General features: G+C 53.2%; 13 protein-coding genes. 1 reads left to right on the top strand and 12 read right to left on the bottom strand.

All coding sequences use genetic code 11. From position 1 onward, the window contains the following. Positions 1–42: 42 nt before the first annotated feature. The 3 genes from ACQE3E_RS23250 to ACQE3E_RS23260 form a co-directional block, all read right to left on the bottom strand. The gene (locus tag ACQE3E_RS23250) at positions 43–3,153 is read right to left on the bottom strand and encodes an SNF2-related protein (RefSeq protein ID WP_427501761.1); all 3,111 of its coding nucleotides are present in this window, start codon (positions 3,151–3,153) and stop codon (positions 43–45) included. Continuing rightward, positions 3,150–4,028 carry a hypothetical protein gene (locus tag ACQE3E_RS23255; RefSeq protein WP_427501762.1) on the bottom strand — a complete coding sequence of 293 codons (879 nt, stop codon included), beginning with the start codon at positions 4,026–4,028 and terminating at the stop codon, positions 3,150–3,152. Before ACQE3E_RS23255 ends, ACQE3E_RS23250 begins: the two co-directional genes overlap by 4 nt. Positions 4,029–4,096: 68 nt before the next feature. Continuing rightward, on the bottom strand, positions 4,097–4,399 hold the full coding sequence (locus ACQE3E_RS23260; RefSeq protein ID WP_427501763.1) for a hypothetical protein: 303 nt from the start codon (positions 4,397–4,399) through the stop codon (positions 4,097–4,099). Positions 4,400–4,524: 125 nt separating this feature from the next. Between ACQE3E_RS23260 and ACQE3E_RS23265 the strand changes: the two genes are divergently transcribed. Then, positions 4,525–6,582, top strand: a complete 2,058-nt coding sequence (locus ACQE3E_RS23265) for a helicase-related protein (RefSeq protein WP_427501764.1) — start codon at positions 4,525–4,527, stop codon at positions 6,580–6,582. A 476-nt stretch (positions 6,583–7,058) separates the two neighbouring features. Here the strand turns inward: ACQE3E_RS23265 and ACQE3E_RS23270 are convergent, their stop codons facing one another. The 9 genes from ACQE3E_RS23270 to ACQE3E_RS23310 all read right to left on the bottom strand — a co-directional run bounded on the left by ACQE3E_RS23270 (position 7,059) and on the right by ACQE3E_RS23310 (position 12,612). After that, positions 7,059–7,697: a hypothetical protein gene (locus ACQE3E_RS23270; protein WP_427501765.1), complete on the bottom strand. Its 639-nt coding sequence runs from the start codon at positions 7,695–7,697 to the stop codon at positions 7,059–7,061. Between the two features lie 54 nt (positions 7,698–7,751). Beyond that, entirely contained in the window at positions 7,752–8,075 is a 324-nt protein-coding gene (locus ACQE3E_RS23275; protein ID WP_427501766.1) for an H-NS family nucleoid-associated regulatory protein, read from the bottom strand. Positions 8,076–8,149: 74 nt separating this feature from the next. Next, the gene (locus ACQE3E_RS23280) at positions 8,150–8,377 is read right to left on the bottom strand and encodes a WGR domain-containing protein (RefSeq protein WP_281020256.1); all 228 of its coding nucleotides are present in this window, start codon (positions 8,375–8,377) and stop codon (positions 8,150–8,152) included. Between the two features lie 92 nt (positions 8,378–8,469). Beyond that, a complete protein-coding gene (locus ACQE3E_RS23285; RefSeq protein WP_281023435.1) occupies positions 8,470–9,207 on the bottom strand; it encodes a PRTRC system ThiF family protein in 738 nt (245 codons plus the stop codon). Between the two features lie 48 nt (positions 9,208–9,255). After that, a complete protein-coding gene (locus tag ACQE3E_RS23290; protein ID WP_427501767.1) occupies positions 9,256–9,885 on the bottom strand; it encodes a PRTRC system protein A in 630 nt (209 codons plus the stop codon). Between the two features lie 10 nt (positions 9,886–9,895). Further along, a complete protein-coding gene (locus ACQE3E_RS23295) occupies positions 9,896–10,666 on the bottom strand; it encodes a PRTRC system protein B (RefSeq protein ID WP_427501768.1) in 771 nt (256 codons plus the stop codon). Next, positions 10,659–11,780 carry a hypothetical protein gene (locus tag ACQE3E_RS23300; protein WP_427501769.1) on the bottom strand — a complete coding sequence of 374 codons (1,122 nt, stop codon included), beginning with the start codon at positions 11,778–11,780 and terminating at the stop codon, positions 10,659–10,661. The genes ACQE3E_RS23295 and ACQE3E_RS23300 overlap by 8 nt, the downstream gene beginning before the upstream one ends. Before the next feature lie 174 nt (positions 11,781–11,954). Next, positions 11,955–12,170: a PRTRC system protein C gene (locus ACQE3E_RS23305; protein WP_427501770.1), complete on the bottom strand. Its 216-nt coding sequence runs from the start codon at positions 12,168–12,170 to the stop codon at positions 11,955–11,957. A gap of 10 nt (positions 12,171–12,180) precedes the next feature. Continuing rightward, positions 12,181–12,612, bottom strand: a complete 432-nt coding sequence (locus ACQE3E_RS23310) for a PRTRC system protein E (protein ID WP_427501771.1) — start codon at positions 12,610–12,612, stop codon at positions 12,181–12,183.

The following is a 12,612-nucleotide window of genomic DNA, read 5'->3' on the forward strand; positions in this document are numbered from 1 at the left end:
TTAATAATTCTGATAAATAGATCGGTTTTTTTAGTTATCCTCTCACGCCGCCCGTTTAATGCAAGCCAAGGTTTCTTTCAGTTCCGGAATTGAGTTGATGAAGCGGTATATGAACGCGTCGAAATGCACAAAATCGGCGCCGTCGACCTGATCGCCGTAATCCAAGCCGGCTTCGCTGGCCATTTTCTTCCACGAGACCAATTGACTCATGTACTCGTCGATGCTGCCAGCCAATTCCAGGAAATAACAATTCACCGGATGTTTTTGTTGGGGCCGAATTAATCGGTAAATGGCTTGGCTTTCTTCTCTCGCCTTATAACTGCGGTTGTAGAAGATCACACTATTGAGCATCGGCAAATTCAATCCGTCTTGTGTGACGCCCAAGCTGGCCAGCATGACCTGATCGGTGCCATTGCGGATGCGGTCGTTTAGCCGGCTAATTCGCTTGTCGATCGTTTCCTCCCCGGAAAACACCAAATGGCTGATCCCGGATTGGTCTAACGCTTTAGACAGTCTGCGCAGCACCAAGGGATTGCGCGCGAATACAATCGGCCTCAAGTCTTGTTCGACTTGCTGCTTCACCAGTTCAATACACGCCCGCTCTTTGGTGGTCAGCTCGGCGAAACCGCGACCGTAGCCCGAGACGATGCTCGGCGTATTGGCCGCCTTGAAACAGGCTTCCAGCCGCGCGAGGATCATCGTCAAATTGAGGGCTTTTTGCCTATCTTGCTGCGCCTTGGCGTATTGCCGGTACCAGCTAGCGAATTCCTCGGCGGTTTTGATGTACAGCACTAAATGATCGATTGCCCACTCGACCCTAATGGGCGGGTGCAGTATCGGCTCCGGAAAGCGCACATGCTTGGCCACGTCCGGCTCTTGTTGCACGCGGCGTTTGACCAAGGGCGCGACCCACGCCCGATAATCGTCCAGATAGGCCGGGTTGATTTTCGGTATTTCACGCTTGGCGCCGCGCTCGTGAGTGTCCTTAAATTCGTTGGTGGCCCATTCCAGCGTCACATAGCGTTTGGCGAATTCATCCCGGCCGGTCGGTTGAAATTCCGCGCTGGTGAACAATCGCCGTTCCAGAAAGCCGCCCTTCAATGAAAAAGGCTGATAGGCTCGCTCCTGACCGGCGGTGAAGGCCGCCAGGCTTTGCGATTCTCTGACATAGTTAGGAAACGGCGTGCCATCGAATAGATAGCGACGTTTGGCGCCCAAGCACCAAACCGCTTGGCTTTGCTGCGAAAATTGATTCGCCAGCAGCCCGCCTTCGTCGCAAATCACGTTCTTAATCCGTTTTCGCAGGGCTTTAGCCAGGGTTAATTTCGGATAGCGTGGGTCAAAAGGGCGCTTTAGGCGTTCATAGCTGATGACATTGAGTTTGTTAAGTGCGGAAAGATCCGCCCTCTCCCGAATGATCGTGTAATCGCGAATACCCAATGTTATAAGTTCGTTCTCCATTTCGGCGATTAAGCGCGACTTCAGCACGATGAGGGACCTTCCCTCCAGTAATAAGGCCAATGAAATGGCCAGCCGAGATTTACCAAGCGCCATTTGCCAAGCACAGATCGCCCCGCGAGGCTTAAACGCCAATTCGCATAAGTCCTCTAGCTGAAAATCCCAGGTTAACCAGCGGTCTATGCCTAAAGCGCGGGCCTTGACTTTTAACCGGTCGATATCGCCCGGAAAGCTCTGCTCGATCGGCGGGTAGATTGTTTCCCAGTAGCCGGCATCGATCACCTCGCTTTGTGGGAGAAATCCATCGAAAAAGCGAACCTCATCGCAGGTGAAGGTACCGCGCGACGTGGTGACAGCAAACCCCGACGCCTGACGTTCCGCTTGGACCGTATCGCCTTTGCGTACGACGGAGGCCGGCTCGGCGGGATTGATGAAACCCATTTTGCCAGCCACGGCGCTAAATTTGGGAGCCCCTTTCCGGTATGCCGTGCGGCCGAACGGGATTTGCATTTTGGCGTTTTCGCGCAGAATCGCTTTCAGGCCGCCGATGAGCTGTTGCGAAATAACCGGTTTCCCGCCGGCGGCGCGGATGGTTTCCGCGACCTGGCGCAAAGCCAGGAAAGGATCCGACTGTAGGCTAATCACATCCAAATTGAGTTGAAATTGACCAGCATAGCGGGTCGATCGTGGGTATCGATGGATTTCTGTCGAATACAGACGGCTACGATACAAGGCATTCATAACCCGGCCTTCGGTGGCGCCATCGCAAAATTTGAGCTTAATCCAGCGTCCCGCCCGATTGAGGATCACCGTTTTATCGTCGCTGAGCGGCGTCGTCACGACCGCTTTGCGGCTTTCCACCCACACGGGACGAATCGGGAAGGTCGATTTCCCTAACGCTTCACGGGTACGGCAGGACAAATTTTCCAAATGAGGCGGTATCGATTCGGGTGTGATGGTTTCCCGAACAATGCGATGACCATGTGCCGGATTGCGATGGTCTTCCGAGCCGAGAATCAGTAATACCGTGCTCACCGATTCGACATTTTCAGCCTGAAACGTATCGCTGGGTAGAACGAATACCGCCCGGAGCCGGGCACGGTAGGCCGGGATCGATTCGACTAAGGCCATGACAGAGGCCGGCACCACGGCCGCGACGATATCGCAATGGGCTAGGGCTTGAGCGAGTGCGTATTCATGGGATAAAGCCGAGGTGTTGGGGCCGTGTTTCCCGTAATGCGTGATCCCTTCGTAAGCCTGCATATGTGGGCTGGATAGCGTGATCGAGAACGGCGGATTAATCAGCGCCGCGCTAAATCGGTCCAGTTCGACAGCCTCCATGCCGGCAACGATGAAATCGGTTTCGAAGTCGGTGGTGTCGACGATTCGAATGACTTCGTTTAACAACGTCTCGTCGACATCCAAGCCGCACAAATGAAAGCGCTTGGGATCGGCAAACCGAAATAGTCCGGCGTTGCCGAGACTGTTGTCGAGCAAGCGGTAACGTTCTTCGGCATCGAACGCCGGCTGGATGGCCTCCCAGAGGTAACGAGCAAGCCAGGCCGGCGTAAAAAACTGAGACAACGTTTCTTTGCGAGTCGCATGTAAACCGGCCAGCGAGCCGGGTTTCTCTGCCTGGCTACCCCTGGAAACCAGCCGCCCTAACTCAGCGGGTAAATGCACCGTCGCCATCATGCCGCCTGCAAGGTATTCATTCTGGCCAGAATAGCGGTCGCTTGAGGCACGAACCCATTCAGCATTAAAAAAGCCGCTAACGCTTCAAACGCGCTGCGGGTGAAGCGATACTCGATCTTGTCTTTGAAACAGGCGATTTGTAGCGAAGAGCCTTTACCGAATACGGTTCGCGATTCGATTCGAGCATTGGAATAGGTTAATCCCTTTACCGCGTCGACGTAATTCGAGAAACTGGGCTCTAAATCAATGCCGGCATCTTCCCGTATCCATCGAAACGCACTGAGAATGTTGCTGTAGCGGGTTTGGCATTGACTATCAAAACTATGATTCCAATTCGGCGCATAGGTTTGGCAAATGAACCAGCCGTTTTTGGCATGAAAGGAATGATGTCGATCCAAATAACGCAAGCCGAATTCATCGACCACACTCGTTGCCAACATCGACAATCCAGCGCTTTCCAAATGCTTAACCTGTTCCTCGATGGACCGGGTGATGCCAGCGAAATCAACGTGAGACAAATAAACCGAAACTAACTGTTTGTCGTCATCCAAACTACCTTCTGCATGACGGATGTAATATTCTCGAATTGAATGATCGCTATATCGATCGGAGATCACTTTGTAGAGGCCAGTCTCAACATGAATTCTCGCGGGGGTTCCTTTGGCGTGTTGCCGCGTGAGTTTCTGGCATAGCTCATTAATCGCTTGTTCAGCGACAGACTCTATACAATGACCAATGTAATAAGGCGATGTCGTTTTATTATCGATGCCTAAAATAGACAAAAATTGCGCGTTTTTAATCAACTCGAAACGCGATTCGACCATTTCATTCAATCGATCGGTCATCGTTTTTTCAAGGCTTGAAGGCGAAGTCATTAAATTATCCTTAGTTTTCTAAATGATGAAGTCAATCTAATACGGCATCTCAATAATGCAACCGCGTATTATGGGGATATCTGCTGGCTGTTTATCAAGGAATGCACGATGGATTTCGCCCCTTCAAATCCATCCAATAATGAGACAAACTCAGCAATCGGTTCGCTAGCGTTCACTTCGCCAATAAAACATTTCACTAATCGAATTTGCAAAGGATGGTAGCCCGTGGTCACGGGGTGATTCGTTAGCATGTAGGGGCAATACAGGATTTGAAAGCACAGATCGTTCGTCGACAGAGTGATAAAAGCCACGCCTGGCCCTGAATAAAATGGAAAGTGTTTTTCTTCGACCAACGGATTGTTTGAAGTCATGGTACGCTCGCTAAAAAGATAAGGGGGAGTGAATCAACTGACTACGACCACGCCAGTTTTGCGATTAAATTAATAGCGTTCTGTGAATATGCAATAGAGAATAAAAACCAGGATCGGTATGGGTAATGATTCTGAACGTTCACTACAAAGTATTTGTCCGTCACGTAAAAAAGGAACATCAAAAACTAGCCGTTGCAATCTTGCTAAGTCGTGAGAAGATTGAGTTATGTTTTAGCAGGGCATTATTCTCTATGAACGCGACACCACTCGGTAAATTAAATACGCTCGGTATTTTGGAGTTTTGGCAATTACCATTATTACTGCCTAAACACTATATCGATCTGCGCGATTCAGCCATTGTCGAACAATTTCGCGTCTGGTTAGAAGGGCGGTTTTGTGTGGTTCGTGGCGTATTAACGGAGTATCGCGTCGTGCGGGACAGCGTTCCGAATCGCATGATTGTGACCTTGGTCGACACATCAGGGTTAACGGTACAAGCCACCTTTTTCGGTCGGACGAAAGACCTACTACCCATTTTGGCCGACAAGCAACATAGCACCGTGGCCATGACCGGAACGATGAGTTTTTTTTCGGGTCGACCGCAACTCAAAAATCCCGAATGGGTGGATGAAACCCAATTGGGCCGGGTGATACCGGTTTATCCAGGAAAACCTCGCGTCATCCATTCCGCTAGGGTATTCGAGACGATGCAAGCCCTGTTGCCGGAGGCGATACCGGCCTGTGCTCAAAAGCTGTTGGAGGATCTGAATTGGAGCGTGGCCGAAGAATCGGAAAAAATCGGCTTGGTACTCAACGGCAATGGGGATAGCAGGCTTTCCGCCTTGTTAACTGCCATCCATCAGCCAGCGACAGTGGAATTAGGCGGCAAAGCGATTCAATTGCTCAAGCTGGTGGCGACAGGCCATGTATTGAGTCGTGCGAAACGTGAGGCGCAACGGCCAGTGAATGGACATGCGGCCATATCGATCTCCCCGGCGTTGCCCGCTAAATTGTTCTCGGAAGCCGCCCTAACACCCACCCCGGAGCAGCAAGCAGTGGTCGAGGATATTTGCCGAGACTTGCGTTCGAACACCCCGATGAACCGCTTGTTGTCCGCCGACGTGGGCTTCGGAAAAACCTATGTGGCCGCCGCCGCCGCGGCCGCGGTTTTTCGATCCGGCGGCACGGTAGCCTGGTTATGCCCGAATCAGCCGCTCGCCGTGCAAACGCAACAAGCCATTGCTGGGTGGTGGCCGGATCTCGAACCGGCCTTGATCCTCGGTAACCAAGCGCAAACGGCATCCGTAGCTCGCTTTATGGTAGGTACCACAGCACTCATGCATCGTCTGCCGCCGAATAAGCAAATCAATTTTCTGGTTTGCGACGAATCGCAGAAGTTCGGGCTCGCTCAAATTCGGTCACTTATTGGCGAGCACACCCATTTTCTTAACTGCACGGCGACCTGTATTCCGCGAACGGCGGCGTTAGTGGCCTTTGCCGGCATGGCCGTTTCCTGCTTAACCAGGCCCCATGTCGATAAAACCATTAAAACCCGATTACTAACCAAAGCGCACCGCATACCGCTGTTCGAATCCCTTAAGCGTACTATCCAGACTGGCCATCAAGCCCTGGTCGTCTACCCCTTGGCAGAGTCGTCAACGGAGTGGGTCAAAGACCGTAAATCGGCCGAAGGAGCCTTTACACTATGGGATGCGGTTTTTCCAGGCCGCGTGCGCTATATCCACGGCCGTTTGTCGGATCAAGACAAACTGAATGCCGTGCAGGCGATGCGGGACAACGACGCCGACCTGCTTATCAGCACCACGGCGATCGAGACCGGTATCGATTTACCACGACTACGCCACGTGGTCATCGTGCATCCGGAACGGCTTGGCCTCAATACCTTGCATCAAATTCGCGGCCGGGTGGCCAGGGCCGGCGGGTTCGGCCGCTGCGATTTGTATTTACCCAAGGACATTGAGCCGGACTCGTTAAAGCGCCTGGAGATTCTGGTGCGCTATACCGATGGCTTCGAGGTTGCTCGAGAAAACATGCGATTGCAAGGCATTGGCGACATTGGTTCGTCCGGCCTGGCGCAGTCGGGGCAGACCGAAAGCTTCATTCCAGGCCACAAGATTAATTTCAAGGAAATTCACTGGGTGTTAAACCGTTGGTCAACGTGAGGTATCGATGTTTCCGGACTATCAAGCTGAAATACTAAAAGAAGATGCAGGCCAGAAATACCGTCCCAGCAACGGGACGGAAGGGGATCTATTCATGTCGGAATATTGTTGGCGGTGTCAATTGGAAACGCATTGCACAATTCCAGGCAAGACTGCCCTGTATCAAATCGAGGAGGATGATTATCCTGCACAATGGCAAATTGGCAGTGACGGACAGCCGACGTGTACCGAATTTTTAAAACGGAAAGATAGCTTCTGAGGCAGCAAGGATTATCGAGGACAGCATAAGGCGTGCATCAAAATCGCCAGCTTGCTAGTTACCTAGGCTCAATACCAATACCGATAGCATCAAGGTTATGGTGGGAAATAACGTCCAGCCATAGCGCATGGCGAACAATATGGCAACTATCAAAGAAATCGGCGCGACTCTTTTCAGTTTAGAAATTGTATTCTGATTCATCAGTCCTTCTCTCTATTCATTGAAGGTAATTTGGCCTATTACCGCGAATGATGTGGCCTTTATCATCGATGCGCCCTTCCTTGCGCAAGGTTCTAATGAGCAAGCTCCGCAAATAGGCATTCATCGCAATTTTCCGGTTTTCGTCGGTGAGATCGGTCATGTCAAGCTTGCAATTGCGGCCTTTTTCTTGGCACAAATCAGCCCGGATTTGATATTCCGGACATTCATCGAGAAACTGGTACCGATCGCCGCACAGAGCGCGCATTTGAAAATATTCGCCGGTCGTCAAAAACTCGCGTTCTCTCAGAATCTGCCCCCAGATGCGTTCGTCGAGTACGACGCCGGCGGGCGGCGACTGCCGAAAACAGGGCAATTTCCCAACGGCGGCCACATCCAGATCGCCGTCGTCCAGGTTATCCCCCATATTGAACCGAAACCCCGGTGTATACGGCGAATAGGTCCGCCAAGGATAGCGGCTATGGGTCGGGTACCTGGGGGTCACCGCATACAGGCTATCGGCTCGTTCCCGGCAGGCCGCGTAATTCTTTGCCTTATCGTCGGCATCGGGTTTTAGCGTAATATGCGACGTGCAGCCGTTTAGACCCAGCCAGACGATCACGCCGATCGACACCAAGAACGTGCGGCGCCTGGTCATACGTCGATCTTTACGCGTATCGGGACCCATTGCACCGCGCATTGACCGGATATCTCATATCGCAAACTCTGCTTTGTCCCGCCCGGCCTCCAGCAATGCCTGCATCCATTTTGGCGCCACGCCGCGACCGGTCCAGGTTTGAGCGGCATTGGCCGGGTTACGGTATTTGGCCACGACCTTACTGTTGCTGGCGATCGAACCCTTGCCGGAAATCTCGATCAATTCCACGGTGACCTGGATGGAGTCGGCTAACGCGCGAATTTGGCGAATCACGTCCTTACGCTTCTCGTTGATTCTCGCCTGAAGTTCTTGATTCGCGTTTTGAATAAGACGGGTTAATTCAGCTTCCGATTTACTTTCAAGTTCAAACACAGACATTACATTTCCTTAGATCGATAACAGTTAAAAAAACAGATTGCATGTTGCCACAATCCTTTCAAAGCGGAAAAAGCCTAGCAAAATATTCCCACTAATAAATAGCCTCTTTTTTGTTTTGCGCTGAGTAACTCATTTTTAGCAGTAACCGCTTCCTCTTCCGAACGATACCAGTTAGAGCGCACGGTTCCTGGTGATCCAATTCGTCCCCATTCACGCACCAACGACCAATTGTCAAAAATACCGGGCGAAACGGTCAAGGTATAGAATCGATGGACATTCGATGCCTCATCGTGGCGTTCCATATAAATATCGCACATTAGAATCTTTATTCATGGAATAAACGAGCATCATACTATACGATAAAACCGGTTCATAGTCATTGTCCGAGAAAGAATTAGACGATATTAATCGGTATCTGCGAGCCTTTTGTAATATCAAGATAAGCTCCTTGCCAGTTTAATCCACCTTGTCTGACCAAGCCCCAAATCAATTGCATGGCCACATTGGCGATCGCCCGGTTGATCGGTAATTCTTGGCTGGCTAATGCTTCTTCCATACTGCAAGACGGCGTATTGTGATCCTCCATGCCCTCCAATTCCGGGTGAAAATCGAATACGGAGGGCAACGTGATGGGATTCTCGGCGTGATGCGATAAACGACCTAATATCACTTGCCCGGTGTGCGACCCATTACCGGTATCCAACCAAAGCGTTCGGCAATATTTCGACCGGCACGCTTGGCTCAAATCGGCTCTAAATTGCGCCACGTCCACGCAGGTAATTACTAGATCGAAAGCTTCCGGCTTATCGCGGCCGATACCAAACATGTCCGGGATACCGACCCAATCCTGGCCGTACAAAAAATTAATCCGCTGGATGGTTAATACCGCCTTGTTATGGCCCAAATCGGCCGGGTAGAACGCTTGCCGGCCGATATTGGGCCGCTCGACCCGATCGCCGTCCCACGCGGTGACATGGAAGCCTTCATGGCCTAATTCGCGAATCGCATAATCGATGCGAGCTAAACTGGTCAGCACTTCCGATCCGGTGCCGCCGATACCGATCAACGCGATTTTCACGCGCTTATCCAACCAGTCCGTCGGGGTATAAAAATTAAAATGCGTTTGACTCATAGTGACCCCATAAAATCGTCCTGCGAATGGTCAAAGCCATCGCCTTTGTCATTGGAACAGTGATCTGAAATCCACGCCATCGAAGAAATGTCCATTCACGTTCATTCGGGAGGCGTAGCTTTTTGGCCCCTGGCAGTGGCCGATCACGCCGGCCACGTAAAACCCTTGTTGGTCGGATAGATCGTCGGTTTCGGAGAAGTACGCGGGATGAAGTCCGTGCGAATGCACGTCCATAACGAGCACGGCGTGGCGGGGTATCCGATTGCGATACGACACATGCCCCGATCCGACGCTGAGGATCGCCGGCTCGAACAGCGCGTAGCGCTGCTGAACAACATCCCAAATCACCCAGCCCGCCCATTCGTTGGGGCACGCCGATGCGGCCTTGTACTCGATGGTTTCTAATATTGGTCTCGGTATTGGCCCGTTTCGAAGTCGAATCCCTTGCTCACCCAGCGCGCCGTAGGGCAATGGGATGATCGAGCGGGCCACCGGGAGCCTGACCTCGAGCACCTCATTCACCGCTTCCAGCACCACGCCTTCCTGGCCCATCACAAAGCGGTGCTTGCCCAGCGCCGGCGCCGGCAGCTTGTCACCGAACAGCGGTTGCAGATAGGTCGGCGTTTCGCCAAATAAAATCCGGTCGCGCGGATCGGTTAAATAGGTATCCGTTATCATCGTTGGCGATCTAGGCGTGTCGGCTGATAAAATCCGTGACCGAAAGCTTGAGCGGATTGAGTGCGCGGTTCGGGAATCGCTCCACGGGTTGCCGGGCCAAGTCCGACCAGAATCCAAAGGCGTCCTTGGTTTCGACCACCCGTTTTGGCTGCCCTGTTTTCAGGCTGTGCGGATGATTGACGTGGGTGAAGGCCGATTCGAACATCACCGCTTCCCAGGCCGGTAAGCTGCCGCCATCGCAATAGCCCGGCAACAGCGCATTACCGGTACACACCCTACCCTGTTGGTCGACATTCATCAGCGGGGCATGGTAAAGCTTCGAGCCGGCAGCGACCGGCCGGCGACTGGCGAGCGCGGCGACCGAGAGCTGCCCATGACTGTTCGCCACCATCAGCAAGCGCGGCCAAGGTACCCTAAGCGTTTGCGGCGACAAGCCTACCGGTTTAAACAACATGGGCCGCACCGCCGCCGGCGTGGTCCAGGCGATATGGGTATGGCTGACCGACACCACCGACGCGGGCAATAATTCCGCTTTCCTGGCCGTGCGATTCAGGATTTCCCGCAGCAAATTTTCCAGGTCGTGACGGCCCATTAACCGGCCGGCGCCCACGGTCGGCTGGCCGGCACCGTCGTTGAAAAAATCGTGCGCGGAGGCGATCAGTTGGCTTGTGCCGTTGCTATAGGGGCCTGCCCCCTGGTGTTTCAACTCGTGTATGACGATGGCGGTCCACGGTTGAATCCGGGCGGACGGTTCGACGCAGTGTGCAAAAAATTCAGTCATCGTAATCTTGCTGTGTGAGTTCAATGATTTCGGCCAACCGCAGTAAACCTCGCGCTTTAGCCAGTATCCTCAGTTTCTCAACGGTCGCGCTTAATGCAAGCGGGTCTACCACCATGTGACTCATCGGCGTTTCGCCGGCATTGGCAATATCTTCGTATAGCTGAGCGACGAGTTCTTCCTCCCAGTCGAAGCCAAAACCCACCGCATGACCGATGCCAATCCCGCAATCGCTATAAAAGAAATCAGCCTCGAAGATCGAAAACTCGGGCGGATGGCGCCGCTTAATGTTTTCGACAAACCGACTAAAGGCCAGGGTTTCGGCAATGAACGGCCACCAGAGATGGTCGACATAGACGGCTTGCGTTTTATGGGCTTTAAAAAACCGGCGAATCCCCTTCAAATCGGGTATGTCGCCGAAAGCCTTCTCGGGGTTGTGTTCGATAATCTGCCGTAGCAAGCCGATACGCTCTTCCAAATAATCGACCTCATCGGTGATTTCGTTGAACGGCGGCCGAGCTTCTTCGAGAAACCGCTCGGCCAACTCCCGATCGCTGCCGGCCTCGCCGGCATTGAACGCGTTTTGCAGTGCGGTCAGTTCCTCGTCGAGATAGAACCCCACGCCGGTCCGCTGAATGTCGCCGGTACAGAGGCCGATTCCGCCGGCTTGTTGGATATAGTGAAGACAGCCAATGACCACCTTCGCCAGATCCAGCGCTATCTCGACCAAGTTCAACGGCGTGAAACGCGGATTGACCGCCAATACCAGATCGACCTGATGGTGACGCCCGTCACTCAGGGAGCGATCCCGCTCCCTGAATTCGAAACCGATCGTTTCGAACGCCTCGTCATCCTCGCCAACCACCGCTTGAGCGAGCGCGTTAAGCTGCCCATCGATCCGCTGCAAGCTTTCCCGGTATAACTCGGTGATGGCTGGCGGTCCGCCAGCAAAGCCGGTGTCAACCTCGTCGAGCGAAACCACCCCCATTTCATGCGCCAATAGGATTGCTGTGCTGTACACCGCTCTGTTTTGCCGGAATAACGCGATCGATTGCTGTTCGACCATCTCGCTGACCAGCGCGGGTAAGTCGAAGTCCAAATGGATTTCCCTGAACATCGGGTTCAAATCAGGGGCAAGGTTCGCGCGTCGACCTGGGTCAGCGCCGAGCGCTTCCCACGGTGCTTTTTCCGAAGTTGGAATAAAAAGCATGGCATCACCTCCGGTGTCGGGTTGTCGTCGGTCGTGGCCGCTTCGCTGGCCCACTGGCGCAACGTGGCGAGGTGATCCGCCTTAGCCTTTGGTCTTAACGTCATGGGTCTTGATGGGAAAGTGCAATTCCTCACCGATCAGTTGCGGCTCGCCCAGCTCGGCATGGGCCAGATGCGGATAGGCTTTTTCATAAAGCTTGACCGCTTCGGCGGGCGCTAACGTCGGGTTGGGGTCCTCCAGTCGGATAGCGCCCATTTTAAAGACGCGGGTCGGTCTGATAACGATGGCATCGGTCATGTCGTGTTCCTCAAAATAAGCTTTTGCTAGCGGTTGAAGAATGGGCGCCAATCGCCGCCGTGCCGTTTTCGCGCGGCTCGGCGGTGGCTTCGGTGGGCTGGGCCTCCCCTGCCGTGCTCGGCGCCACCAACGTTGTCGCCGTTTTCCCGGCTTCTTTGATCCGGGATAGCGCCTGACTCAACGCTGTTTTGCCGTCCGATACCCCGCCCACGTATTGCAACAAAGAGGACGGAAACTCCCGGTCCAGATTCGCGGCGGTATCGGTGACGCATAGCGGCATCGACAGTGCGGCTCTGACCTGTTCCAATTGCGGGTCGTCGATCGCGGGTTCCGGTCCCTTGAAACAGGGTTGAATTAATACCGTCAAACGATCGCCTTGCCGGCGGATAGAGAAGTCGACGCGTTCCCCATCGCCCAAAATTGCTTCGAACTGTGCAAACAT

The organism is Methylomonas sp. MED-D (genome assembly GCF_050276835.1).
GTDB classification, from domain to species: Bacteria; Pseudomonadota; Gammaproteobacteria; order Methylococcales; family Methylomonadaceae; genus Methylomonas; species Methylomonas koyamae_A.